We start from the raw sequence: 26,086 nt of genomic DNA on the forward strand, positions 1-26,086 counted from the left end.
CCACTGCGCCTTGTGCGCCGTGGGGTGGATGCGGTGAACAGCTTCGGATCCTGGTTCGGCGCCGCCCATTCATGACCTTGCCTCGTAGTCGAACCAGTCGAAGTGGACGGCGCCGGTCGCGGCGTACATGCCGACCACCCGGCCGGTGAAGCCGCCCGCCACCTCGGTGGAGAGGTATCGGCCGTCGAGCGAGGCGAGCACGGTGAGGGCGCCGGCCTCGGTCTCGACGCCGAACGAGATCGCGTCGGGTGCGGAGCGCGGGCCGTGCGGCGGTAGCGGTTCGTCCGTCTGGACAGCCAGCACCAGCGGGCCGGCGGGTGCCGGATGTTCGGCCACCACCGTCCGCACCGAGCCGACGCGGGCGACTACCTGCACCTGGCCGTCTCCAGCCTCGATCTCGTAGTGGTGTCCCTCGTCGAGCCGGACGGCCAGGCCGCCACGGCCCTGTGCGGGGTCGATCATGGTGCGGGCGCGCCACCTCAGGTGCTGCGGGCGGCGGCCGAGGAAGGTCACATCGGGCTCGTCCAGGGAGGCGCCGCGGGCACGGAGCGTCAGCCAGCCGGCCCGCTTCTTCGTGGTGCACAGGTCCGCCGGGCGGCTCCGCAGCGAGATCCAGCACGCCTGGAGCTCGGCCAGGTCGAAGTCATCCCTGGTCGATCCGTTCGGCACGCCGGGCACGAGCTCGCCGACGACAGGCCAGCCGTCCACCCAGGTCACCGGGGCGAGGAAGGTCTCGCGGCCCAGGACGTGCCAGCCGGGAGTGCCCCCGCCGGGCCGTACCCCGAGAAGGACCATCCACCAGGATCCGTCGGGAGCCTGGACGAGATCCGCGTGGCCGGTGTTCTGCACCGGGTGTGTGGTGCTCCGGTGCGTCAGGATCGGGTTGCCGGGGCAGGGCTCGAACGGCCCGTCGGGCGCGGGACCGCGGGCGATCGACACCCCGTGGCCCCGCTCGGTGCCGCCCTCGGCGATGAGCAGGTACCAGTACTCGCCGATCCGGTAGAGGTGCGGTGCCTCCGGGGCGGCGGCGCCTGGCGTGCCTGACCAGAGCTCGTGCGGCTCCCCGAACGTCTCGCCCGTCCGCGGGTCGATACGCACCTGCCCGACCCCGGCGACCGTACACCAGCAGGTGCCGTCGTCGTCCCAGGCCAGATCGGGGTCGATGCCGGGGACGCCGGGCAGCCGGATCGGGTCGGACCACGGCCCGGCCGGGTCGGTGGCGGTGAACAGCATGTTGCCGCCGCCATCGGCCACAACGGTGACGATCAGCCAGAACCTGCCGTCGTGGTGGCGGAGCGTGGGCGCGTAGACCCCGGCCGACGAGGGGGTGTCGGCGGACAGGCGCAACTGGCTCGGCCGCTCCAGGGCGTTGCCGATCTGCGTCCAGTGCACGAGGTCGCGGCTGTGGAAGACAGGCACACCGGGGAAGTACTCGAAGCTGGAGCAGACGAGGTAGTAGTCGTCGCCGGCACGGCAGACGCTCGGGTCCGGATGGAACCCGGCGACGACTGGAATGGGGGTAAGGTCTGACACCCCGTGTGGTCCTTTCATAGGAGGCGGAGCAGCACTGCTGACGGAGCGGTGGTCAGGGTCACGGTGAGCTGCTGGTCCTGCCCGATCACCGCCTTGCTGTTGGAGGGATAGAGCAGTTCCGCGCGGTGCGGGTACGGCAGGCGGAGGGTGGCTTCGGCGCCACGCCGCCAGACGGCGAGATAGGTGGCCGTCGGGGTCTGCATGGCGAGCGCGACCCACGGGTCGTCCCAGCCAGGGAGGCCGAGTGGCCAGGAGGGTACGGCCTGCGGCAGGTCGGCCCGGATGGTCTTGTAGACGGCGACGGCCTCGTGGACGAGGGCGCGGGCGTCGGGATCGAGGTCCGCGATGCGTCCGGACAGGTGGATCCGGCCGAGGAGCGCACTGATCATGGTGAAGGCCACCTCATCCAGCGAGTCCTCGGGCTGCGGATAGGCCCAGACGGCGCCCTGCTCGGGAGGGACGGCGGTGGGCGCGGAGGCTGCGATAGGCGCGTAGCGCTCGAGGTTCTGCTGGTCGCTGGTGGACTGCAACTGCAGCCGGGACAGCAGCGCATAGTCCGAGCGCATGCCTCCGGAGGCACAGTTCTCCACCACCAGGTGCGGGTGCCGGTCCAGGATGCCGTCGAGCCAGTCGAGATGGGCGCGATTGTGGCCGAGCAGCCCGGCCGCGGGGGTCTCGCCGGGACGGGTGCTCGTGCCGGAGCCGGGGTCGATGTTGTGGTCCAGCTTGAGGTAGCCGATGCCCAGCTCGCCGACCAGGCGGTCCACGACACGGTCGAGGTGGGCTCGGGCGGCGGGGTGGCGCAGGTCCAGGTGGTGTCGGTGGGTGTCGGTGATGCGGATGCCGTCGCGGCGGAAGAATGCCTCGTCAGGCAGGGACTCGGCGAGCGGGCTGCGAACGCCGATCACTTCCGGCTCAAGCCACAGACCCGGGACCATGCCGCGTTCCCGGACCCGGTCCAGGACCTCGTGGATGCCTCGTTCGCCGGGGAAACGGGAGGTGGACGGCTCCCAGGCGCCGACGCCGCCCCACCAGTCATCGTCCGCGTCGGCGTACCAGCCCGCGTCGATGACGAAGTACTCCGCCCCGGCCTCTGATGCCGCGTCGATCAAAGGGAGTAGCTTGGCCGTCGTGGGGTCGCCCATCAGGCAGTTCATGTAGTCGTTGAAGATGACGGGCAGCCGCTGGTGGTCCGGGTGTGGGCGGCGGATGGCCCGGCGGTAGCGGGTCAGCGCGGCGAACGCTCCGTCGCCGATATCCACAGCGAGCGCGACGGGCACGGTGCGGAAGGCCTCTCCGGGCGCCAGCGGGTGGCGCCAGCCGTGGTGGGTGTCGCTGGGTCCGGACAGCGCCACGTAGGCCACGTCCTCGCGCTCCCCGCACTCCCAGCGCCAGCCGCCGCCGTTGTGCTCGATCTGCCACAGCCACGTGCGCCCGGTCTGGCGGTCGGCCAAGCCGCCCATCGGGACGTGGCCGCAGCTCGACCAGACGCCCTGCCCGGCCAGGGTGAAACAGCCCTTGCCATTGCCGTACCGGATCCGGCCGTTGAGCTGGGGCGAGGTGAGGCGCAGAGGCCTACGTTGCCACCGGTATTCGGCGAGCCAGTCGTTGTCGGCCCACAGCAGGTCCGTGGTGTCCACGGCGAGACCACCGACCACGAGCGAGGTGACTGACTCCAGGATCAGCGTGTGCTCGCCTTCATTCCGAAGGATCACCTCGCTGCGAAGCACAGGCAGATTGTCCGGCGACCGATAGATCACCTCTGCGGCAAGACCGCTCTCCGGGTCGTGCAGCTCGACGGTGAGCACGTCGTCGGTGGCATGGTGCCGCCGGTAGCGCATCCGCGCGCCGATGGCAGTGTCGATGAGCCGGTGGCTGGACCAGTGGTGGCCGTGCCCGGTCGCGGTCACCTCCAGCAGGGGCAGCGGAGCTCGGTGGCGCTCGCCGCCGGGCGGGCCGAAGTAGGTCAGGCGAGCGTCACTGATCTCGAGTCGTAAGGCGTCGTGGCCCCAAGTGATGCTGGTCACTGGGTCTTCCCGTGCTTCAGTACGGCGCAGCCGCCTGGTGGCAGCTCGTCCACGGGAGCGCCCGTCAGCAGGTCGTGGGCGGGCTCGGGCAGGCTGACGGCGTAGGCGCCGTGGTTGAGGACGAACTGCCACCGGGTGCCGTCCGGAGCGTGCCGGGTGACGGATTCGAGGCCGGGAAGTTCGGAGTTGACCCCGGTCTCGCCGAGAAGTCTGCCGATCAGCACCGCGTACCCCGGATCGTCGAGGCGCGTCGAGAGGTACCAGCCCCGGCCCGCGCCGAAGTGATGGCGCGTCAGCGCGGGCTTCCCCGCGAGCATGCCGTGGGTGTAGGTGACCAACGCCTCGGCGCCCTCAGTGCGCAGGGACTCGCTCCACGTGGTGCCGTGTGTGCCGTCCGACAGGACGATCCGCTCGTCCCGCCGGAGGGGCCGGTGTTCCTCGACGCGAATGCCCAGCGCTTCGCGCAGCGGCATGGCGGGGTAGCCGCCGAGGCGGGCATGGAGGCGGTCGTCGACGAACCCGTTGAAGTACTGGACGAGCAGCGTGCCGCCGTCTGCGACGTAGCGGCGCAGGTTCGCGGCGCCGGCGTCGGAGAGCAGGAACAGGGCCGGAGCGACGACGAGCCGGTAACGGCTGAGGTCGTGTTCGGGATGGGCGAAGTCGACAGTGACGCCGGCGTCCCACAGTGCCCGGTGGGCGCGGCGCAGGGTCGCGTGATAATCGAGGTCCGCCGACGGCAGGCCGTCGGACTCCAGCGCCCACCAGGCGTCCGAGTCGTGCAGCACGGCCACCTGCGCGGTGACCGTCGAGCCCGCGAGCTCGCCAAGACGTGCGACGGCCGCTCCGACCGCCTGGACCTCACGGAAGATCCTGCTGTCCGCGCCGGCGTGCGGGAGCATCGCCGAGTGCCACTGCTCAGCCCCGGCACGGGATTGCCGCCACTGGAAGAACAGGGCGCCCTCCGAGCCACGGGCGATGTGGCCGAGCGTGTGACGCAGGATCTCGCCCGGCTCCTTGCCCAGAGTGCGGTCGCCGTCGTAGACGGTGTTGGTGCCCTGCTCCATCAGCAGCCAGGGACGGCCGCCCGCGAAGGAGCGGGCGCGGTCGGCGCCGAACGCGGTGTCCGCGGCGGCGTCCAGACCCGTTGCGCACGGGTAGTGGTCGATGGTGACCAGGTCGACCTCCCGGCCCAAGGCCCACAGGTCCAGGTTCTGATAGCCGGGGAGCATCATGTTGGTCGTCACCGGCCGGTCGCTGCGAGCGCGGATCGCGTCGCGCTGTTCCCGGTAGGCGGCGAGGACCGTGTCGGACCAGAAGCGCCGGAAGTCGAGAGTATGGCTGGGATTGCGGTGCCACTGGGTGGCACGCGGAGGCAGCACCTGCTCCCAGGCGCTGTAGCGCTGGCTCCAGAATGCCGTGCCCCACGCCTCGTTGAGCGCCTCAAGCGAGTCGTGGCGGGCACGCAGCCAGTCCCGGAAGGCGACGGCGGTGTGGTCGCACCAGCAGAGCGTGGTGTACTCGTTGTGCACGTGCCACATCGCGACCGCCGGGTGGTCGTAGTACCGCTCGGCGAGGGCGGTGGCGATGCGCACCGCGGCGTTGCGGTAGGCGGGTGCGGCCAGGCAGTAGGTGTCGCGGCTGCCGTGGGTGAGCCGGGTGCCGTCCGGTGCGACCGGCAGGGCGTCCGGGTGGGCCAGGGTGAACCACGGTGGCGGAGAGGCGGTGGGGGTGGCCAGGTCCACGGCCACACCGTTGGCGTGGAGCCGGTCGAGATGGGCGTCGAGCCAGGCGAAGTCGTAGCGGCCCTCCTCCGGCTCCAGCAGAGCCCAGGAGAAGACGCCGACGGTGGCCAGGTTGACCCTGGCGCGGCGCATCAGCGTGTCGTCTTCCTTCCAGACCGGTTCGTCCCACTGCTCGGGGTTGTAGTCGCCGCCGAAGGCGAGGCCGCCGAGCCGGTCGATCAGGTGGCGGGTCGTCATGCCTGGTCCTTTCGGATCGGGAGCCGGGCTCCGGCCGGCAGGTGGACGGCGCGCTCGCGGGCTCCGGCCTCGGTGACCGGGGCGATGAGGAGGTCGGGACCCAGCAGGAAGGCGTCCTCGACCTGCCATGCCTGGGCCTCGCCGAGGTCGCGGAAATGCGGGGACATACGAAGTGCTCCTAGATGAGGCTGTGTTCCGGGACCGGTCCGGTGCTCTGACGGACGGTCAGGGTGGGGGTGAGCAGCACGAGTTCGTCGGTGGGCTGCTCGCCGCGCGTAGATGCGGAGATCCGGGACATGACCTGCTCGACAGCGATCCGCCCGAGCTCCTTCGCCGGGCCGGTCACCGCGGTGAGGGCCGGTGCGTGCTGCTCAGCCAGGTGATCGGGGCACAGGGCGATCACCGACGCGTCCTCGGGAACCGTCCGCCCGCTGGTGCGCAGGAGGCTGAGCAGCGGCCCGATGGCTCCCTCGTTCTGCACGACGAAGCCGGTCGTGTGAGGCCTGTCGGACAGGATGCGGCCGAGCGTACCTGCGGTGGCCTCATAGGTTCCCTCGCATGGACGGTGCAGGAAACGCAGACCGCGCTCCTTCGCACGTGCGCGGAACCCTGCGAGGGTACGCTCGGCGTAACCCGCGTGGCGCTGGTATATGCCGGGGGCATAGCCGATGAAGGCGACGTCCCGGTGACCCAGGTCAGCCAGATGATCCGCGCACAGCGCACCCGCGGCCTGGAAGTCGTTGTCGACGCAGGACAGCCCGCTCGGATCGTCGGGCAGGCCGATGAGTGCCGCCTGCAGGTCTCCCAGCGTCGGGATGCGCCTGTCGTCCAGCTCGACGTCCATGAGGATGACGCCCTCGGCCAGGCCGCTCGCGGCGAGCCGGCGGATGCCATCGGGGCCCTCGTCGTTGGTGATCAGCAGGACGTCGTAGCCATGCCTGCGGGCGGCCACGGCGACGGAGGTGGCGATCTCCATCATGATCGGCACGTACACGTCGGTGCGGAGCGGCACGGCCAGGGCGAGGATGTGCGAGCGCCGGCCGGCCAGCGCCCGGGCCCCGGCGTTGGGGTGATATCCGAGCTCGGCCACCGCACGCTCGACCCGCCGCCGGGTCCCGGCGGAGACGGGGCGTTTGCCGCTGAGGGTGTAGCTGACCGTGCTTGGGGAGACGCCCGCGGCCCTGGCCACGTCGGCTATGGTCGCCTGCTCTCTTCCGCCGGGCAGGCGACCAAGTCGCTGTGTTGATGGGGCGCCCTCGCTGCGCTCGGTCGCCATGCCTCAGCCCTTGATGGCGCCGGTCAGGACGCCGGTCCGGAAGTGCTTCTGAACGAACGGGTAGACGATCACGAGCGGCACCAGGGTGAGGACCACCACGGCCATCTGCAAAGACAGCGGCGCGGTCTGCGAGTGCGCCATGCCGAAACCGGCGTTGACCGAGCCGGGCATGCCGACGCCGCGGTTGACGTAGGTCAGCAGCACATATTGCAGCGGCCACTTCTCGCTCTCCGTCGGCATGTAGAGCATGACGTTGAAGAAGGAGTTCCAGTAGCCGACGGCGTAGAAGAGGGCGATGACCGCGGTCACCGCCCGCGAGGTGGGCAGGATGACAGACCAGAGGATCCGCCAGTCACTCGCCCCGTCGATCCGGGCCGCGTCCATCAGTTCGGCGGCGGTGCTCGAGTAGAAGGAGCGGAGGATCAGGATGTTGAAGACCGAGACCGCGCCCGGGAGGATCAGCGCCCACCACTGTCCGTAGCCGCCCAGCCCGGTCACCACCAGGAACGTCGGGATGAGGCCGCCGCTGACGAACATCGTCACGATCAGCAGCACCAGGATGAAGCGGTGCCCGAACGAGCCCGATCGCGACAGGCCGTAGGCGCACAGGACGGAAACGACCATGGAGATCGCCGTGCCGATGATGGTGATGCCGAGGCTCACCAGCAGCGCGGTGCGCACGGTCGGGCCCTTCAGCATCTCCTCATACGCCTCGAAGGTGATCCCGTCGGGCCAGATCACCAGGCCGCCGGCCCGGTTGATGGCGCCCTTGGTGGACAGGCTGGTCAGCACCACGATCCACAGCGGAACCAGCACGATCAGCAGCACCCCACCGAGGGTGACGCCCTTGCCTGACTGGCCGGCCAGGGTTGGCGGCTCCTGCCAACTTGGTCTTTGACTCATTTCCGGTACAACCCGTCCTCGCCGAAGGAATGCGCCAGCTTGTTGGCGCCCCAGATGAGCAGGAGCGAGATCACGCTCTTGAACAGGCCCGCCGCCGCGCCGAAGCTGTAGTTCGTCGTGGCGATGCCGTAGTAGAAGGCGTAGGTGTCGAGCACCTCCGCGGCCTCGTGGCCGACCGCGTCGCGCTGGATGAGGAACTGCTCGAAGCCGACGGTGAGCGCGCCGCCGAGCCGCAGCACCAGCATCAGCACGATCACTCCGCGCAGGCCTGGCAGGGTGATGTGCCACATCCGCCGCCAGGGCCCGGCGCCGTCCGCCGCGGCCGCCTCGTACAAGCCGGGGTTGATGGCGGCCAGCGCGGCCAGGAAGACGATGATCCCCCAGCCCGCCTCCTTCCACACGCCCTGGAAGGTGACCAGGAGCGCGAAGGTGTCGGGATTGGTCATCACGTCCCAGGTGGCCAGATCCTGCGCGCGCAGGTACTGGTTGAGCGCGCCCGCGCCGCCCAGCATCTGCTGGAAGATCGTGATGACCAGCACCCACGAGAAGAAGTGCGGCAGGTAGACGACGGACTGGATGAAGTTGCGCACCCGCTCACTGATCACCGAGTTGAGCAGCATCGCCAGCACGATCGGGATCGGGAAGAACAGGATGAGCTGGACGAAGCTCAGATAGAGCGTGTTAGTCAACGCGTGCCAGAAGCGCGAGTCGGCGAAGAGCTGCTGGAACTGGTCGAGGCCGGCCCAGTCGCTGTCCCAGATCCCGATCAGCGGGTCGTAGTACTGGAAGGCGGTGATGACGCCGACCATCGGCGCGTAGCTGAAGATCAGCAGCAGGACGACTGCGGGCGCCACCATGATCAGCAGGGATCGGTCGCGCCGCAGTCTGTCCCGCCTGGTCAGGCCCTCGTTCACTGGCCCGTGCCGTACTTGTTCAGCACGTTCTCGGTCATCCAGCCCTTGAGCCGATCGACGCCGTTCTTCTTCCAGGAGTCGATGACGGCCTTGACCTCGGCGACCGTCTTCTTGCCGTGGTAGCAGTCCTTGATGGCGTCGTCGATGGCCTGCGAGGTCTCCAGCAGGGAGATCTGCTGGGGCATGCTGATGTTCATGTTCCAGAACACCGGCTTGATGAGAGCGTTAACATTCTTGGCCTGCCAGGCCGCGTAGTCCTTGGTGACCTGGTCGGCGCCGGGGTTGCTGATGACCAAGGGTGGCGCGGCCAGGAAGGGAAAGGTCGAGGCCTGGACGAACTTCTTGCCGTCCTCGGTCGCGGTCGGCACGCCGTCCTTCATCGTGTGGTGGACGCCTTCCACTCCGAAGTTGACCAGCGTGTACTCGGTCGAGCCGTACGGCGCCGCCAGGTAGTTGGCGATCGCCAGGCACTCCTCGATCTGCTCCGGCTTCAGGTTGATGTTGAGGTAGCTGATGATGCGGGCCCCCTCGCCCATGTACATGCGTCCAGGGCTCTTGCCATCGTGGGAGATGTAGTCGAAGGCGCCCCGCCGGTAGTTCTTGTCGGCGGCGACGCCCGACTCGTGGTCGGCGAGGTGCCAGCCGCCGGCGCCCCCGCCGGAGATCAACACCTTGCCCGCGTAGAAGCGGGCGTTGCCGTCGGCGTTCCGTCCGGCGATCGCGTCCGGGTGGAGGTAGCCCGACTTGGCCAGCTTGTAATGCCAGTCGAGCGCCTCGAGCAGCTGCGGCAGCTCGTACTTGTGGAGCAGCTTGCCGCCCTCAATCTTCCACTTGAGCGGGATGTCCCAGGCGAAGCCCATGTAGGTGTAGACGTCGTCGAAGGCCCACACGCCGCGCTTGGCGTCGGTCAGTTCCTTGCCGAGGTTCATGTAGTCCTCGACGGACTTCACCTGGTCGGGGGTGATGCCCTTGGCCTCCAGGATGTCCCGCCGGTAGGTGATGTAGCCGGGGACGGAGAAGTTGGTGGAGAAGGAGGGGATGCCATACAGCTTGTCGCCCCACACGCAGGCCTGCCAGGCGCCGGTGGGGATGGCGGCGAGGTTGGGATACTTCTTGACCTTGTCACCGGCCAGGTACGGGGTCAGGTCGGCGAGCTGGGTGCCGACCAGCCGGTCGGTGCCGAACTTGGCGTTCCACCAGTTCGGCAGCTGGATCCAGTCGGGCAGCTTCTTGGCCGCCGCCATCGGCGTGACGATGGTGTCGTAGTTGTTGCCGTCGGCCGGCTTCATGGTGAGGGTGGCGCCCAGGGCCTTGTTCATGGCCTGGTAGAAGGAGTTGTTCGCGGACGGCACCGTGCCCCAGAGCGGGGTGACGGCGGTGTAGCTGCCGCCCTTGCCCGGCACTCCCTGGACCGTGGCGATCCCGCCGGAGGGGTAGGACAGGAAGGCGGGTTCGGTCACCCCTCCGCCGGAGCCGGTGACGGAGGCGATGTCCGCCTTGACGGAGGTGCTCGGCACGTAGGACGGGAGCGCCGCCTTGAGTCCGGTCTTGGTGTTCGTGCCGACCTTCTGCTTCTGCTGGGGTGCGCTGCTGCAGGCTGCGAGGAGAGGAGCCATCGCGGCGGCACCGATGAAGCTTCTGCGGTTCAACTCGGGTTTCATGGGGGGTTTACCCTTCGAAGTCGTCGAAGCGCTTCTATGTTGCCGCGAGACTAATGACATGTTTCCGGCAACACAAGGGACGTTGTTAAACGAAAGTTTCTTTCTGGTGGGCGTAGCCCGTCCGCTTCTTGGCGATGTTCTGTTCGTGGTCGCGCAGCAGGCGCATGACGCTGGCCGGCGAGGGGTAGCGACGGCTATGGCATCTCCAGCAGGACGCGTACATCCCATGGACCGAGACGTAGTTCCGCACCGGCCGCATGGTCGGCGCCGGCGAGCACGTCGCGCACCGCGGTCGGTGCCGGGACGGCGACCTCCTGCCAGGTCCAGTTGTGCAGGAAGCGCAGCCGCCGCCCGTCTGCCGTGACGGCGCCGGTCGAGGTGACGCCCGACGGCATGCCGCCCCACGACCCGGCATCGGGGACGAGCCAGCGGAACAGCGCCGTGGCCATGCCGGGGTTGGGGATGGTGCCGACGTAGGTGATGCGGCCCGCGCCGTACGGGCGGGTGGTCACGGCCGCCCACCGGCCGAAGTGCGGGTGCCGGTAGTCGGCGAGCACCTCGGCGTCCTGCGCGTGCACGCCGTCCGCCCATCGGGTGCCCGCGGCGTCGGACGGCAGCCTCAGCGGTGAGCCAGTCGTGGCCTGCACGGGCAGGTCGGCCGGCAGGTTGCTGAACTCGTCGTACGACACGCCCGCGGGCTCGGCGAGCCGGGCCGGCTGGACCTCGCGGCGTGCGCGTGCCTCGTGATCGGCGTACGCGGTGCGCGGCCCGAGCACCAGGTGGCCGCCGGCCGAGGCGTAGGCCGCCAGCCAGTCCAGCGTGGCGTCGTCGGCCGCGTACAGACCGGCGGCGACGAGGACCGGGTGCCGTGCGGCCAGCTCGCCCGGCTCGGCCGCCACCGCCTGAGCCGCGTGCAGCACCCGTACCTGGAGGCCCGCCTCGAACGCGCCACGGTAGAACGGGTCGAAGATGCCCTGGTAGGAACGCCGGTCCGGGCCGCCGTCCGGTAGCGCCAGAGCCGGCTGGGCGGTCAGCGCCCAATTGCTCGGCGTGGAGTAGAGCATCGCGACGTCGGCGTCCGGGATCAGGCCCGCGACCAGCTCGCCGGCCGTCTCCAGCTCCGCGCCGATCCGGGCGATCTCCCGATAGACGCGGCCCGGGCGGCCGCTGTGCGGCAGGACGCCGCCCCAGTAGGTCTCGGTGCCGAAGACCAGGGTGCGCCACTGCCAGTACTCGATCATGTTCGCGCCCCGCGAGACGAGCGCCCAGGCGGCCTGCCGCCACTGACCGTCGTACGCGGGCTGGTTCATCCACGACGGACCGATGGCCTGCGCGTTGGTCTCGGTGACCAGGAAGGGCTCCTGACGTGAGGCGAACATCCGGTCGGCGCTGAGGTAGAACGCCCAGGTGTCGTGGGTGGCCCACTGCTGCGGGCCGCTCTCCCCGGCGGGCAGAGCGAGACCGTCCTGCATGACGTAGTACGGGTTGCCGGCGGTGACGTCGAGACGCCGGGTCAACTCGTCGTCGGCCACCGCCGGCCGGTCGTAGGAGATGCAGGTGGTGACGAACTGGTCCGGCCTGGCGTATTCGCGGACGATGTCCGCCTGCCAGGCGATGAACTCGGTGACCTGCTCGACCTGGAAGCGGCGCCAGGCCTGCTCGTACTGCGGTTGCGCGTTGCCGTCAGGCGTCCACAGGTCGGCCCAGGTCGACAGCCGATGCGACCAGTAGACCAGGCCCCACTCCTCGTTGAGCGTCTCCACGTCGCCGTAGCGGTCGCGCAGATGATCAACGAAGCGCTGGAAGACGCCGTGGTTGTGCAGCAGCACCGGGCCGGGCTCGTTGTCCACCTGGAAGCCGATCACCGCCGGGTGGCCGGCGTACCGCTCCACGATGCGCCGGATGATCCGCTCGGCGTGGAAGCGGTAGGCCGGGTGGGTGAAGTCCATCTCCTGGCGGGCGCCCCACGGGATGCGCCGTCCCGAGCCCCGCTCGCCGGCGATCTCGGGGTACTGGCGGGCGAGCCACGGCGGCACGGCATAGGTCGGGGTGCCGAGGATGACGCCGATGCCGCGCTCGTGCGCGCCGTCGAGCGTGGGCTGGAGCCAGTCCAGGTTGAAGCGCCCGTTCTCGGGCTCCCAGGTCGACCAGACGGACTCGCCGACCCGGATGACGGAGAAGCGCGCCTCGGCCATCAGGTCGAGGTCGGTCTTCAGCAGCTCACTGGGGTGGTATTCGGGGTAGTAGGCGGCGCCGAAGAGCACTCGCGACACGTATGTTCCCTTCGTTTCGTTCATTGCTTGACCCCGCCGGCGGTGAGGCCGTTCTGCCAGTAGCGCTGAAGCATCAGGAACGCCGCGACCAGCGGGATGATGGACAACAGTGAGCCGGTGACCACAAGGGGGATGACGTCGCCGGTGCCGCCGCCGCCCACCGACGCCCGCCCGGCCCAGTTGGCCAGGCCGACGGTGACGGGGTAGAGGGAGGGGTCGTTGAGCATGATCAGCGGCAGGAAGTAGTTGTTCCAGGTGGCGACGAGCGTGAAGAGCAGCACGGTGACGAAGCCCGGCGCGAGCAGGCGCAGCACCACCTGACGGAAGATCCGGAACTCACCGGCTCCATCGATGCGGGCCGCCTCCAGGAGGCTGTCGGGCACCGCCTCCTCGACGTACACCCGCATGAGGTAGAGCCCGAACGGGTTCACCAGCGAGGGCAGGATGATCGCCCAGGGCGTGTTCACCAGCCCGACATTCGAGAAGATCAGGTACGTGGGAATGACCAGCGCGGTGCTGGGCACCATGATCGCGCCGAGGACGGTTCCGAACAGCAGCCTGTTGCCGCGGAAGGCGAACTTGGCGAACCCGTAGCCGCCCAGGGCGGCCAGCAGCGCCGCGCCACCCGCGCTCACCAGCGCGTACATCCCCGTGTTGAGCAGCCACTGGACGTACACTCCGCCGTCAGCGGTGAAGACGTTCCGGACGTTGGCCGGCAGCGCGAAGTCCCCGCCGAACCAGAGTCCGAAGCTGGAGAACAGCGCGCCGGTGGTCTTCGTGGCCGCCACCACCAGCCAGAACAGCGGCAGCAGGAAGTAGATCAGGACGGCGAGCATCCCCAACGTGAGCACCGGGCTACGACGCCGGCCCGCCGCGGCGGAGTGGGCGGCGCCGGCCGTGGCCTGGGGCGGCGCCGTTGCGGTGACGGTCATCTTCTCCTCCGGGCGACGGCGAGCTGGACGGTGTACGACACCACGACGATGACGAGCCCGAGCAGGAAGGACACGGCCGCGGCGTAGTTGACGTCCTGGCTGACGAAGGCCAGGGAGTAGGTGTACAGGTTGGGGGTGTAGGCGCTGTCGATGACGTTGGGGGCCAGGCGCTGCAGCAACGCCGGCTCGTTGAACAGTTGGAAGCTGCCGATCACCGAGAAGATCAGTGCCATCAGAAGGGCGGGCCGCAGGGCGGGGATCTTCACGCTCCAGGCGATCCGCCAGGCGCCGGCACCATCCACGGCCGCGGCCTCGTACAGCTCGGTGGGGATGGCGCGCAGCGCGGCATACAGGATGATCATGTTGTATCCGGTGAACTCCCAGGTCACGATGTTGGCCACCGAGCCCAGCATCACGTCGCTGCTGAGCAGGTTCGGCGCGGGCAGGCCCAGTGCCTCCGCGAGCTGGGTGATCGGCCCGAACTGCGGGCCGTACAGGTAACTCCACATCAGCGCGGCGATCACGCCGGGCACCGCGTACGGGACGAAGATCCCCAGCCGGATCACCCGCGACAGCCACATCGCGCCGCTGTCCAGGGCGAGGGCGAACAACAACGCCAGCCCCAGCATGATCGGCACCTGGACGAGGAAGAACCGGCTCACGCGCAGCACGCCGTCGAGCAGCCGCTCGTCGCTCAGCGCCTGGATGTAGTTGTCGAGACCGGCGAACCTGACACCGCCGATCAGTTGCTCCCGGAACAGGCTCAGATATCCGGCGTACGCCAGCGGCGCCACGAGCATGGCGACGAACATGAGGAGGAACGGCGCGACGAAGAGGTAACCCGCCCTGTCCCGGCGGGCGCTCGCCCGCCGGGACCGCGGCACTGTCATGACGCTCATCGTGCGACCTTGAAGCCCTGCTTCTCGGCGTAGGTGGTGATGGTCTGCTGCCATTTGTCCAACCCGGCGGCCGTGTCGGTCTTGTCGGCGAGCGACTTGCCCACCGTCTCGTTCCAGTCGTTGTTGATCTGGTCCATGAACGGCAGCCAGGTGAAGTCGGTGGGGACCGTGCCGCTGATGTCGGCGAACACCTTGTTCACCTGCTGCCCGCCGTAGAAGTCCGATTTCTGCTCGACAAAGGCCGGGTCGCTCAGCAACGCCTTGGTCGGCGGGTACAGGAACTGCAGGGTCGTCAGCATCTTGGCCGACTCGGGGTCGGTGTTGAGGAATTCGGCGAACTTGGCCGCGGCGATCGGGTTCTTGGTCATCTTGACGACGGCGCTGGTCGAGCCGCCCCAGTTGCCGGATTTCTGCTCACCGGCCGTCCACTGCGGCAACGGCGCGACCCGCCATTTTCCGCGGGTCTCCTTGGCACTGGTGGACAGGAAGAGCGGGCCCCAGGCGGCGGTCAGCCAGGTCGCGTACCTGCCCTTGTTGAGGGCCTGGAACCACTGGTCGCTGAAGTCGGCGTCGGTGGACACGACGCCCTCCTTGACCAGGCCGCTCCAGTAGGAGGCGAGCTTCTTCGACGTCTCACCGGCGACGTCGACGGAGACCTGGTCGGCGCCCTTCATCTGGAACGGCTTGACGCCGGCCTGCCACATCAGGCCCGTCCAGATGGAGTTGTGGTTGGTGGGGAAGTTGGTCAGGTACACGCCGGGGTCGGCGGCGTGCAGCTTGCGGGCCGCGGCGGCGAACTCGTCCCAGGTCTTCGGCGGCTGGATGCCGTGCTTGTCGAAGATGTCCTTGCGGTAGAGCATCCCCATCGGCCCGGTGTCCTGGGGGATCGCCCAGACTTCGCCGTTCCTGCCGCTCACCTGGCCCCACGCCCAGTCGACGAACCGCTCCTTGAGCGCCTCCGCGCCGTACGGCCGCAGGTCCAGCAGACTGTCGGTGATGGCGAAGCCGGGAATGTGCTGGTACTCGAGCTGCACCACGTCCGGGGCGCCGCTGCCGGCCTTGAGCGCCGTTCGCAGTTTCGTGTACTCCGCCTGGCTGTTACCTGCGTTGACCACCTTGACGCTGATGGCAGGATATTTCTTCTCGAACAGCGCTACTTCCTTGTCGATGTCGGGCAGCCAGGTCCAGAACGTGAGCTCGGTCGGCGTCTTCATCGCCTTGTCGATGTCGGCCTGGCTGATGGCGGCGGGCTTGCCCTCGCCGCCGCCGGTACCGCCGGTCGTGCCGCCGGCGCATCCGGCGAGGAACAGGGCCGCGGCGGCTCCCGCGGCGAGCCGTCTCTTCCTCGGCAAAGTCATCTCTTACTCCTTGGGGGGGTCGTCGACCGGCGTAGCACGAGCTGCGCCGGTAGGTCGTCGACGGTCGCCGAGCCTGGGGCGTTCTCGATCTGGTGGACGAGCAGGTCGAGCGCGTGTGCGGCGATCGCCTCGAAGTCCTGGCGGATGGTGGTCAGCGGTGGCGATAGGTACGCCGCGGCCGGGATGTCGTCCATCCCGACGACGCTCACCTCGTCGGGGACGGCGCGGCCCGCCTCAGCCATGGCCCGCAGCAGGCCGATCGCCATCTCGTCGTTGGCCACGAACACCGCGGTGACCTCGGGGTCCGCGGCCAGTCGCCGGCCGGCCTCGTAACCCGAGGCGGGCGACCAGTCCCCTTCAATCGGCGGTGGCGCGGCGATCCCCGCGGACTCGAGCGCGTGCCGCCAGCCGCGGGCCCGGTCGCGCGACGCCAGCCACTGACCAGGCCCCGCGACATGCCAGACTGTCGCATGCCCCAGGCCGAGCAGGTGCTCGGTGGCGAGCCGACCCGCATCGAAGCCGGATGCTCCGGTGACCGCCATCCGGGGCCCGTCGAGACCGGGGAACCTGCCGAAGCTGAGCACGGGGATGTCCGGGTCGATGCGCAGCTCCTGCCCATCGTCTACCGGCTCGGACAGCACGATGCCGTCCACACCCTGGTCCAGCAGGGACTCCACCGCGCTCGTGATGCTGTCCGGTCTGCCCTCGAACGTGTGGACCACGCTGAACGCATAGCTCGTCTCCCGGGCCCGCCGCTCCAGCGCGACCAGCAGCGCCGAGGGCCCGTACAGCGAACTGCCGAGCGAGACCATCCCGATGCGCTGGAAGCGGCCCAGAAGGAGCGCGCGGGCCGCGGTGTTGGGGCGATACCCGAGCTCGCGAGCCACCGCGAGAACCCGCTCCCGAACGTCGGCGCTGACGTACGGCTCGGCGTTCATGACACGGGAGACAGTCTTCTGCGAGACGCCGGCGCGCCGCGCGACGTCGGTGCTGGTAGGGGCGCGGCGCCTGGCCTCCGACATGAGGGCTCCTCGATCCTGCCTACGTAGTCAGACTGGGCGGACCTTCCGACTGACTACGTAGTCAGGCGGAATGCCCATTACTCTCGATTCCGGACACACCCGTTGTCAAGGGATTGTTTCCCGCACGTTTCCCGCTCGCATGGCCACCCGCATGCGCCGGCTGCGACGACTCGGACGCTCCCAGGCCCTCCACTCGCCGGGTGGCCCTGTCGTCGAAGCGCTTCTGCGTCGCCGCGAGACCCATGACATGTTTCCGGCAGCACAAGGGAAGTTATTAAACGAAAGTTTTCCTCCGGTGAGGCATTGACAGTCGGTCAGGCTCGTGACAGCTTCGATGCGCTCCGCTGACCACTGTCCCATCGAGCCTGCTTAGGGGTCTGACACCGTGAGCTCCCCGTCTCTGTCCGCGGCCGACACGGTTCCCTTTAGGGACCCCGCACTGCCGATCCGCAAGCGCGTCGACGATCTACTCGAACGGTTAACGCTCAACGAAAGAATCGCGATGCTGCACCAGTACGCGCCCGCCGTGCCGCGTCTGGGCATCGCCTCGTTCCGCACCGGGACCGAAGCCCTGCACGGCGTGGGGTGGCTGGGAGTTGCGACGGTGTTTCCGCAGGCGGTTGGCCTGGGGGCGACGTGGGACGAGGAGTTGGTACGGCTGGTCGCCGAGGCCATCTCGGTCGAGCTGCGCGCCTTCCACCGCCACCGCCCGCCCGTGATCGGCTCCGGCGCCAACAGCTTGCAGGCGTGGGCTCCCGTAGTGAACCTGTTGCGCGACCCGCGCTGGGGGCGCAACGAGGAGGGCTACTCCGAGGACCCGGTGCACACCGCGCGGCTCGGTGTGGCCTATTGCAAGGGTCTGACCGGCGACCATCCGACCTTCCTTCGTGCGGCCCCGGTGCTCAAGCACTTCCTCGCGTACAACAACGAGGACGACCGATGCGTCACCTCCTCCGGCGTACGTCCCCGTGTGCTGCAGGAATACGACCTGGCAGCGTTCCGGCCCGTGGTCGCCTCGGGCCTGGCCACCGGCGTGATGGCTGCGTACAACCTGGTCAACGGCCGTCCCTGCCACGTCAGCCCGCTCATCGAGACGGAGCTGCGGCGGTGGGCCGAGCCCACCGGGCACGAGCTGTTCGTGGTCAGCGACGCGGAGGCACCGTCCAACCTGGTCGATCTGGAGCACTACTTCGACGACCACGCCGAATCCCATGCCGCCGCGCTCAAGGCCGGCATCGACAGCTTCACCGACCACGGCGAGGACAGCGCGACTCCGGTCGGCAGGCTGCGGGAGGCGCTGGGCCGGGGGCTGATCGATGAGGACGACATCAACCGCGCGGTGCGACGGCAACTTTCGCTGCGCTTCCGGCTCGGGGAGTTCGACCCGGACCTCGACCCGTACGCCGCCATCGGTCCCGAAGTGATCGACTGCGCCGAACACCGGGCTCTCGCCCTGCGCGCCGCGACCGAGTCGGTGGTGCTGCTCAAGAACGACGGCCTGTTGCCCCTGACGGGCACTCCTCGTGTGGCGGTCATCGGACCCCTCGCGAACACCCTGTTCGAGGACTGGTACAGCGGCACCCTGCCCTACCAGATCAGCGTCGCGGCGGGGCTGGACGAGACGCTCGGCGAGGTCGTCCGCGTGGAAGGGGCCGACCGGATCGCGCTGCGGGCCCGCTCCACCGGTGAACTGTTGGGCGGGTCCTCCTTCGATGTCGTCGACTGGGGCGGCGGGGCGTGCACCCTGCGTGACGCCGCCACCGGCCGCTACCTCAGCGTCCAGGACAACGGTTCACTGACCGCAGACCGGGAGGTGCTCAAGACCTGGTTCATCAACGAGACGTTTCGCCTCGAACCGGTCCCCGGTGGCGTGGTGCTGCGCAATGTTCGCACCGGCCGGTACGCCGCGGTCGACCCCGTCGACGGGCGGCTCGGCGTCACCGCCGAAACCCCCGCCGCCGCCGAGTGCTGGGAGCGGGAACTCCTGCATGACGGTACGGCGGAGGCCAGGGCCGCCGCCGAGGACGCCGACGTCGCCATCGTGGTGCTCGGCAACCACCCGCTGATCAATGGCCGCGAGACGGAAGACCGCCGGGATCTCGCGCTGCCCGCGGGGCAGGAGGCGCTGCTGCGCGCAATCGCCGAGGTCCGCCCCGAAACCGTGCTCGTCACCATGAGCAGCTACCCCTACGCCCTGGACTGGGCCGACAAGCACCTGCCCGCCATGGTGTGGACCTCCCACGGCGGGCAGGAAACCGGCCGAGCCTTGGCTGCCGTCCTGCTCGGCGAGGCCGACCCCGGGGGGCGGTTGCCGCAGACGTGGTATCGCGGCGACGACGAGCTCCCGCACCCGCTGGACTACGACATCGTCCAGGCGGGCTGGACCTACCAGTACCACCCGGCCGCCCCGCTGTACCCCTTCGGCCACGGACTCTCCTACGCGGAGTTCGCCTACGGCGACCTGCGGCTCTCCTCGGGGTCCCTGGCCACGGACGGTGCGGTCGACGTCTCGATGACGCTGACCAACACCGGAACCCGGCCGGGATCCGAGGTGGTGCAGCTCTACGTCCGAGCGTTGAACGCTCGCTACGAGGCCCCCTGGCTGCGGCTCGCCGACTTCCGCAAGGTCGTGCTGTCACCGGGCGAGAGCCGAGAACTCACCTTCCGGCTGTCAGCCGAGCACCTCGCACACTGGGACGTGGCCGGCGGGGCCTTCGCCCTTGACCCCGGCGACTATGAGGTGCTGGTGGGCCGCTCCGCCGGTGACATCGCCCAGGCGGCGCCGATCACGGTGAGCGGTCCCACCCCCGGGCCGCGCGTCGTCGTCGACAGGAGCACCTCGGCCGTCGACTTCGACGACCACTCGGGCATCACCCTGGTCGACGCCACCCGCACCACCGGCGACGCGGTCGCTCCCGCCAGCCAGGCCCAGCCCGCGACGCTGCTGTTCCGCTCCACCGACCTGTCCGGGGCCATCCGCATCGAGGCCGAGGTCGCCGGTCTGAGTGCGGGGAAGCTGGAGTTCCTGGCGGGCGACCGGCTGCTCGCCGAGATCCCGGTGCCGGTCACCGGGTGCCGCTACGCGTGGACGACCATCGCCGGAGACCTGGAGACCTCGCCGGAAGGCGTCCACGACCTGCAGGTGAACCTGCACGGAGACATCCGGCTGGCCGCGTTCCGCTTCGGCTAGACAGCCTGAAACGAGCGATTTGCCCCGGTCCCCGGCACCTGGCATGGGATCGGGGCCTTTTCACCTCCCGGCACGCTGCACGCGAGGCGAGGCCTTCGCCCCGGCCGGGCTGGACCTGGCTCCCCGAGTTGCTCGCCCATCTGGCCTCTGAGGAGCACGGCGGGCCTCAGATGTTCGGATGACGTCACCCACGTCGGATGACGATCATCGTTCATCATCCCGTACGGCGTCCTGCTCGCGGTCGCTCTGTCGGTCGTCCAGATGCTCGCCCGCTTCGTGGTCGCTCGTGCGACTGGTGCCCTGCCGCCGATCGCGGCATGGGCGAGATAACCGATCTGTCCGTGGCTGTCGCACGAAGTCGTTGATCGAGCGGAGGTTGAGCTGTCTGCCGACGTTGTGACCGGGTTCGTTGGCAGTGGCCTCCTTGGGTGCGTGACCGTCGAACGCGATTTCCAGACGCCAGCCGTCACGCCGCAGGATGACCGTAGGGCCGGAGGATCGCGGAACGGTCTGCACATCCCAGCCGTGTCGGTGTGCCCGGTGGGCAAGCGCGTGTGGATTCACCGATTCGTACTCCTTGTTCGAACGGGGTCCAGCGGAGTCGACGAACGGGGCTGTCACGGGACTGATGCGACTTGTAGGCGGTTGGTCGATCCCTTCTATCGAAGGGACGGTGGAAGTCCGGTTTCGGTTCCATGGCGAGCTTTGATGGCGGATCAGGTTGCTCGCTCAAGGGACGGATCTGCAGACCCGGTTCGGACTGGCGGTGGGCCCTCTACACCGTGGCCGCGTTCCTGCCCCAGAATGGGGTCTCGCTTACCAAGAGCCACAGAAAGCCATCGGCCTTCAGGCCGTGGATGAATGCGTCCCCGCCAGGGGATGGCCCGCCGAAGGCGGGGCAGACCCCGCACGGGACTGGAAAGGCTCCTGACATGAGTCGTGCCACCCGTGCCATCGTGGAAGAGTTGCTTCGCCGGATCGCCGAGGGCGATCATGACCGCACCGCCGAGTTGTTCGCCGAGCAGTCCGACTGACGGCTCGACTGGCCCGCTGATGGGCATCCGGCGGTGCCGTGGATCCGACCGCGGTCGAGCCGGGCCGATGTGGCGGACCATTTCCGGTCACTGAACGCCCATCACGTGCCCGAGCTGAACGGCACGTCAGTCGCGCGGATCCTAGTCGACGGCGCGCGCTGAGCAGGGGTTCGGAGACGTACACGCTCGGGTGGAGCCAGCGCAGCAACGTGACTGCTGCTCGTTGTGCATGCCGGCCGCTGGGTCAGCGGTGTCGCCGGTACTGCAGATATATGATCCCGTTGCTGGAGGCGATGCTGGAGGCCAGGTCGAGCTGGTAGGACTTGGGGACGCCGTCGAACAGCCGGGTGCCCTCGCCCGCAACATAGGGGAACACGCTCAGCTGGAGCTCGTCGATCAGGTCGAGCCGCATGAGCGACCGCCAGAGGCTGACGCCGCCCCAGACCACGATGTGGCCGTCGCCGCCCAGCCTGAGCTTGTCGATCTCTACGGTCGTGTCACCAGCGGCGACGGTGGTGTTGGCCCAGTCGGCCGTTTTCAGGGTCCGGGAGAAGACGACCTTGCGCGCGGCGTTCAGGATGTCGGCGAACGGGTGGTCGGTGGAAGTTGTCATGGCCCCGGCGATGCCCTCGTAAGCGGTGCGGCCCATGACGTGCGCATAGGCGCTCTGGAGAAAGTCGAGGTGCGCCGGGTCATCGGGCTCACGGTTTTCGGGCAGGCCGAAGCAGAACTTCCAAAACTCGGTGCCTTCGTCGGCGAGAAGGCCGTCGAGGGAGTAGTTGAACACTGTCGCTATCAGCTTCCCCATGATCAAAACTCCGTGGTCTCGGGTCGGCTGGGGACCGTACTTGCTAGAGGACCGTGCGTGTCCCGGGCCGCAGCGCTCGCGTGGCCGCAGCGTCTGTGGCCTATCACAAATGCTTTAGACGACACTGCCGCCCGGAAGTCATCGGTGCCCGCTCAGCCCGCCCGCTTCCTCTCCGGCTCTAGGCCTTCAAACCAGGCCGCCCCTGGGAGTCGGACTTGGCCGTTGACCGATCCGAGGGCACAGCAGGTGTTGTGCGCACAGTCACCAACCGAACACAACACACGATCAGTGGTGGCGCGATAACTTCTCGATGAACGAACTCCAACTGAGATCAAACGTCTCTCAGCGGCGCCCATCTGACGGTTCCCCAGGCGCCAACTATCGATCACCTCACCGAGGGTTGAGGATCTCGGTGATCCGGAGGAAGCCGTCGGTGCCGTGGCCCCGTCCGATGGCGCGGCGCGCCAGGCCTTCGGCCGCACGCATCACGCCCGCCTCGATGCCATGGGCCTCGGAGGTGTGGACGATATGGGCCATGGACGACACCGCCGAGGTGATCGGGTTGCCCTCACCGGAGAACCTGCCGCTGTCCACGTCCTCCGCAGCCTGCTCGAAGATCGGCGGAAGGATCGTGCCGATTCCCTTGGCGAACAGCGCCAGTTCCCGCGCGGTGACCCCTTCAGCTCTTGCCACCGCCAGCGCGTGCGCATACCCCGCCATCGCGGTCCAGAAGATATCGAGCAAGGCGATGTCGTATGCAGCCGCTCGGCCGATGTCCTCACCGAGGTGGGTGTGGGTGCCACCCAGGGCGTCCAGCACTGGCCGGTGCTCGCGGTAAAGCCCCTCGGGACCGCTGTGCAGGAATACCCCGGCCGGTGTGCCGATGGTCGTGATCGGCGTCATGATCGCACCGTCCAGGTACCCGATGCCGTGCTCGGCCGCCCAGGTCGCGGTGTCTCTGGCCCGGTCCGGGGTGTCGGCGGTCAGGTTCACGACGGTGCGCCCCTTGAGCGCGTCGGTGACCGCACCGCGCCGCACGATGGCGTCCACCGCGTCATAGTTCACCACGCAGACCACGGTCAACCTGCTTGCGGCGACCGCCTCTTCGGGCAATCGGGTGCTGACCGCGCCCCGCTCGACCAACTCCCCGTCCTTGCCCGGCGTCCGGTTCCAGACCGTGGTTGGCAGGCCGGCGTCCAGGAAGGCACTGGCCAGGGCCCGGCCCATCGGCCCCAGGCCGAGCACGGTGACGGCAGACTGTTCAGCGTATGAGGTCATGCCTTAACTCCTCGATAATGAGCAAACGGTGATGAATGGGGATGAAGATGACGCGCAGCCGTGCCCAGGACCCGAACGTCTGCGGAGTAACCGCCGCGATCGCCGTGATCGACGGCAAGTGGAAGACGATATTGCTCTGGCTTCTGGAATCCGGTCCGCGCCGCCCCGGTGAGCTACGCCGGCGGCTGCCGGGCCTCACCGAGAAGGTGCTGACTCAGACGCTGCGGGAGATGGAGGCCGACGGACTGGTCCACCGGGAGGTGCACGATGTACGGCCGCTGAAGACCGTGTACTCCCTGACCTCATTCGGCCATGAGCTCTCCGAAGCGCTGGCACCGCTTTCCGACTGGGGCCATCGCCGCCTAGAGAAGCTGGCCGCATCGCAACCAGTCTCTTGAGACACCGCCAACCTCCCCATCTCATCTGGATGTGAGGGCCCTTCGGCCCGCACGACCAAGCTTCAGGCCACCATGGGGCGGCCGACAAGTACCCACAAAAGGGTGGCTACCGCAGGTAGCGCGGAGTACTGGTGCGGCTACGCCAACTGGCCAACCTGACCCTCGCCAGCGCCGTCCTCACCCAACAGCGGGACACTCCCGCACCCACACCCGACAACGTCATCGCACTCCACGCGTCCACCACTTGAGCATTTGAGCCAAAGATCACAGCACCCCATAGTCGAGGATCGGCGGCGCACTCCGCATGCGGCCTTGATCGGTGCCGCCATGACGACTAGCCTGACCGCCGTACTGCCGGAAGGCGGAGCCGAGGCGATCGCGTCACGCGGGAAGAGCCCGACCACGACGAGCTGCTCGACCACGCCGCCATGGAGTTTGGGACCGACTGACGATGAGCGCGGAAGAGGACTTCAAGCAGGTCGGCGCCGAGCTGGCCGACCTGGGTGTACGGATCTCCAGGATGATGGGGAGTCCCGCGCTCAAAGATCAGGCGGGGAAGGTGTTCGCGAGCCTGCAGCGCGACGGCGCGATGGTGTTCCGGCTGGTCAGGGACACCCCCGAACACGCAGCCGCGCTCCAGCTGGCCGGGGCGTCCCTGTTCGACCCCTCGGGGCAGGGCAGGGCGATGAAGGACTGGGTGGTCGTGCCCCACTCCTCGGCCGAGAAGTGGACGGATCTGGCCGAGGCCGCCCTCAGTCGCCCACGCTGATCAGTAGCGAGAGTGTGGCGGTGGGTGCCCGCAGCACCCGGCCGCTGAACTGGGTAGCGCCCAACTGGACCCGCTGCCGGCAGATGTCGGCGGCGGACCCGCTGACGTGCTCACTGGTTTGAAGCCGCTGGTCGGCCTCGACCAGCTCCTCCAGCCGGTGCAGCCACCGCTCGAAGGCCGGCTCGTCGGGGAAGCCGGAGTCGTACGTGCCGCTGTAGCCGAGGGTCATGGTGACGTGGACGTGGCCATACTGGATCGCGGCGGCCACCAAGCCGCGCGGCTTGCGCGCGATGAACCAGGCCAGGGTCCTGCGGAAGCTGAGTCGGCGGTGTTCATCGGAGGAAGAAGTTGAGCAAAGCGTCGGCCCGCTTGCCGAAGGGGGCACGCAGGAGGTTGGTGGTGTTCCAGCGGCCCTGCACGAATATGCCCTTGGGGTGGCTCAGCGTTCGGAAGCCCTCGATGCCGTGGTATTTGCCCATGCCGCTTTCGCCGACGCCGCCGAACGGAAGATCGTCCTGTCCGACGTGCATGATCGTGCCGTTGATGGTGACGTTGCCGGACGTCGTGCGGTCGAGCACCTTGCGCCGGTCCGCGTCGTCGTCGCCGAAGTAGTAGAGCGCGAGTGGTCGCGGTCGTGCGTTCACGTAGTCGATGGCGTCATCGATATCGCCGTAGGAGAAGATCGGCAGGATGGGACCGAAGATCTCCTCGTGGGCGATCTTCATTTCGTCGGTGACGCCGAGCACGACAGTCGGCGCGAGGGTGTGAGGACGACGGGAGGCGTCGGCGGGCCGGTGTCCCACCTCGATGATCCGCGCCCCGTGGGCACGAGCGTCGTCGATCAGGTCGATCAGGATCGAATATTGCTGGTCGTTCACGATCGAGGTGTAGTCCTCGCTCGTCGGGCCGTCGGGGTAGGCGGCCTTCACCAGCCTCTCGTAGCTCTCGATGAAGGTGTTGACCTCGGATTCGTGCACCAGTGCGTAGTCCGGGGCGATGCAGGTCTGCCCGCCGCTGAGGAGCTTCCCCCAGACGATGGCGGACACGGTGCGGTCCCGCACGCTGCCCTTGGCGACGATGGTCGGCGACTTGCCACCGAGCTCGAGCGTGACGGGGACGAGGTTCTCGCTCGCCGCCTTCATCACCGCTCGCCCCACAGCGGTGCTCCCGGTGAAGATCAGATGATCGAACGGCAGGGAGGAGAACGCGGAACCGTCGCCGCTGACGATGGCGACCTGTTCCTCGGGGAAGAGCTCGCTGAGCATCGAGGCGAGCACGGCGTTCGTCGCCGGTGTGAACTTCGACGGTTTGAGCATGACGCGGTTTCCCGCGGCGATCGCGGTGACCACCGGCATCAGCGACAGGTTGACGGGGTAGTTCCACGGCGCGATGACGCCGACCACACCGAGCGGCTGATACTCGATGCGATTGCTGCCGGAACGCATGTGCAGGGCGATGTGGCGGCGGGTCGGGCGCATGAATCGACGGAGATTGCGGATCAGGTAGTCAATGCCCTGGACGACGCCCAGGACTTCCATCATCGCCGTCTCGTGGCGTGAGCGATGGCCGAAGTCGGTGTTGATCGCTTCCTCGAGGGCGCTGCGTCGCGCGAGCATGGCCGCCTTGAACTTCTTCAGATCACTGCGCCGCTTCGTCAGCGACGGCGCACCGTCGCGAAGATAGGCGGCACGCTGGACGGCGAGGATGTCGCCGAAGCGCTCCCGGTCGGACCGGCCGGCGGACGTGGTGTTCGGTTCGGACATGGTGCCGGACTCGGGCACGTCGGACATGGTGCCGGACTCGGGCACGTCGGACATGGTGTCTGTCATGGG

The 26,086-nt window shown here is 68.5% G+C and carries 21 protein-coding genes; 3 read left to right on the forward strand and 18 right to left on the reverse strand.

Features of this window, described 5'->3' with window-relative positions:
• Positions 1–69: 69 nt before the first annotated feature.
• The 13 genes from Q9G87_RS08215 to Q9G87_RS08275 form a co-directional block, all read right to left on the reverse strand.
• A complete protein-coding gene (locus tag Q9G87_RS08215; protein ID WP_305915604.1) occupies positions 70–1,533 on the reverse strand; it encodes a glycoside hydrolase family 43 protein in 1,464 nt (487 codons plus the stop codon).
• A gap of 14 nt (positions 1,534–1,547) precedes the next feature.
• A complete protein-coding gene (locus Q9G87_RS08220) occupies positions 1,548–3,560 on the reverse strand; it encodes an alpha-galactosidase (protein ID WP_305915605.1) in 2,013 nt (670 codons plus the stop codon).
• The gene (locus Q9G87_RS08225) at positions 3,557–5,539 is read right to left on the reverse strand and encodes a beta-galactosidase (RefSeq protein WP_305915606.1); all 1,983 of its coding nucleotides are present in this window, start codon (positions 5,537–5,539) and stop codon (positions 3,557–3,559) included. Before Q9G87_RS08225 ends, Q9G87_RS08220 begins: the two co-directional genes overlap by 4 nt.
• Positions 5,536–5,706: a hypothetical protein gene (locus tag Q9G87_RS08230; RefSeq protein ID WP_305915607.1), complete on the reverse strand. Its 171-nt coding sequence runs from the start codon at positions 5,704–5,706 to the stop codon at positions 5,536–5,538. Before Q9G87_RS08230 ends, Q9G87_RS08225 begins: the two co-directional genes overlap by 4 nt.
• An 11-nt stretch (positions 5,707–5,717) precedes the next feature.
• Complete coding sequence (locus Q9G87_RS08235) at positions 5,718–6,815, reverse strand: LacI family DNA-binding transcriptional regulator (RefSeq protein WP_305915608.1); 1,098 nt, start codon at positions 6,813–6,815, stop codon at positions 5,718–5,720.
• 3 nt (positions 6,816–6,818) lie between these two features.
• The gene (locus Q9G87_RS08240) at positions 6,819–7,718 is read right to left on the reverse strand and encodes a carbohydrate ABC transporter permease (RefSeq protein ID WP_305915609.1); all 900 of its coding nucleotides are present in this window, start codon (positions 7,716–7,718) and stop codon (positions 6,819–6,821) included.
• Complete coding sequence (locus Q9G87_RS08245) at positions 7,715–8,632, reverse strand: ABC transporter permease (RefSeq protein WP_305915610.1); 918 nt, start codon at positions 8,630–8,632, stop codon at positions 7,715–7,717. Before Q9G87_RS08245 ends, Q9G87_RS08240 begins: the two co-directional genes overlap by 4 nt.
• On the reverse strand, positions 8,629–10,293 hold the full coding sequence (locus tag Q9G87_RS08250; protein WP_305915611.1) for an ABC transporter substrate-binding protein: 1,665 nt from the start codon (positions 10,291–10,293) through the stop codon (positions 8,629–8,631). The genes Q9G87_RS08245 and Q9G87_RS08250 overlap by 4 nt, the downstream gene beginning before the upstream one ends.
• A 194-nt stretch (positions 10,294–10,487) precedes the next feature.
• The gene (locus tag Q9G87_RS08255) at positions 10,488–12,566 is read right to left on the reverse strand and encodes a beta-galactosidase (protein ID WP_305915612.1); all 2,079 of its coding nucleotides are present in this window, start codon (positions 12,564–12,566) and stop codon (positions 10,488–10,490) included.
• A gap of 20 nt (positions 12,567–12,586) precedes the next feature.
• On the reverse strand, positions 12,587–13,498 hold the full coding sequence (locus Q9G87_RS08260) for a carbohydrate ABC transporter permease (RefSeq protein ID WP_305915613.1): 912 nt from the start codon (positions 13,496–13,498) through the stop codon (positions 12,587–12,589).
• Positions 13,495–14,388: a carbohydrate ABC transporter permease gene (locus tag Q9G87_RS08265; protein WP_305915614.1), complete on the reverse strand. Its 894-nt coding sequence runs from the start codon at positions 14,386–14,388 to the stop codon at positions 13,495–13,497. Before Q9G87_RS08265 ends, Q9G87_RS08260 begins: the two co-directional genes overlap by 4 nt.
• 5 nt (positions 14,389–14,393) lie before the next feature.
• Entirely contained in the window at positions 14,394–15,755 is a 1,362-nt protein-coding gene (locus Q9G87_RS08270; RefSeq protein ID WP_305915615.1) for an ABC transporter substrate-binding protein, read from the reverse strand.
• Positions 15,752–16,777 carry a LacI family DNA-binding transcriptional regulator gene (locus tag Q9G87_RS08275; RefSeq protein ID WP_305915616.1) on the reverse strand — a complete coding sequence of 342 codons (1,026 nt, stop codon included), beginning with the start codon at positions 16,775–16,777 and terminating at the stop codon, positions 15,752–15,754. Before Q9G87_RS08275 ends, Q9G87_RS08270 begins: the two co-directional genes overlap by 4 nt.
• Positions 16,778–17,162: 385 nt before the next feature.
• Here Q9G87_RS08275 and Q9G87_RS08280 point away from each other — a divergent pair, with 385 nt between their 5' ends.
• Complete coding sequence (locus tag Q9G87_RS08280; protein WP_305915617.1) at positions 17,163–19,967, forward strand: glycoside hydrolase family 3 protein; 2,805 nt, start codon at positions 17,163–17,165, stop codon at positions 19,965–19,967.
• A 204-nt stretch (positions 19,968–20,171) separates the two neighbouring features.
• On the opposite strand, the gene Q9G87_RS08285 is transcribed toward Q9G87_RS08280, so the two are convergent.
• From Q9G87_RS08285 to Q9G87_RS08295, 3 genes are all read right to left on the reverse strand, one after another.
• Complete coding sequence (locus Q9G87_RS08285) at positions 20,172–20,531, reverse strand: hypothetical protein (RefSeq protein WP_305915618.1); 360 nt, start codon at positions 20,529–20,531, stop codon at positions 20,172–20,174.
• 714 nt (positions 20,532–21,245) lie between these two features.
• The gene (locus tag Q9G87_RS08290) at positions 21,246–21,809 is read right to left on the reverse strand and encodes a dihydrofolate reductase family protein (RefSeq protein WP_305915619.1); all 564 of its coding nucleotides are present in this window, start codon (positions 21,807–21,809) and stop codon (positions 21,246–21,248) included.
• A gap of 390 nt (positions 21,810–22,199) precedes the next feature.
• Positions 22,200–23,087, reverse strand: coding sequence for an NAD(P)-dependent oxidoreductase (locus Q9G87_RS08295; RefSeq protein ID WP_305915620.1), 888 nt, complete (start codon positions 23,085–23,087; stop codon positions 22,200–22,202).
• 41 nt (positions 23,088–23,128) lie between these two features.
• Between Q9G87_RS08295 and Q9G87_RS08300 the strand changes: the two genes are divergently transcribed.
• Positions 23,129–23,485: a winged helix-turn-helix transcriptional regulator gene (locus Q9G87_RS08300; protein ID WP_371825747.1), complete on the forward strand. Its 357-nt coding sequence runs from the start codon at positions 23,129–23,131 to the stop codon at positions 23,483–23,485.
• A gap of 451 nt (positions 23,486–23,936) precedes the next feature.
• Entirely contained in the window at positions 23,937–24,254 is a 318-nt protein-coding gene (locus Q9G87_RS08305) for a hypothetical protein (protein WP_305915621.1), read from the forward strand.
• Here the strand turns inward: Q9G87_RS08305 and Q9G87_RS08310 are convergent.
• Together Q9G87_RS08310 and Q9G87_RS08315 are read right to left on the reverse strand one after the other, a co-directional pair.
• Positions 24,238–24,525 carry a hypothetical protein gene (locus tag Q9G87_RS08310; protein WP_305915622.1) on the reverse strand — a complete coding sequence of 96 codons (288 nt, stop codon included), beginning with the start codon at positions 24,523–24,525 and terminating at the stop codon, positions 24,238–24,240. The two genes, Q9G87_RS08305 and Q9G87_RS08310, sit on opposite strands and share 17 nt — an antisense overlap.
• A gap of 61 nt (positions 24,526–24,586) precedes the next feature.
• Entirely contained in the window at positions 24,587–26,083 is a 1,497-nt protein-coding gene (locus Q9G87_RS08315; RefSeq protein WP_305915623.1) for a coniferyl aldehyde dehydrogenase, read from the reverse strand.
• Positions 26,084–26,086 lie beyond the last annotated feature (3 nt).

Origin of the sequence: Nonomuraea turcica (assembly GCF_030718205.1) — a bacterium.
Taxonomy (GTDB): domain Bacteria; phylum Actinomycetota; class Actinomycetes; order Streptosporangiales; family Streptosporangiaceae; genus Nonomuraea.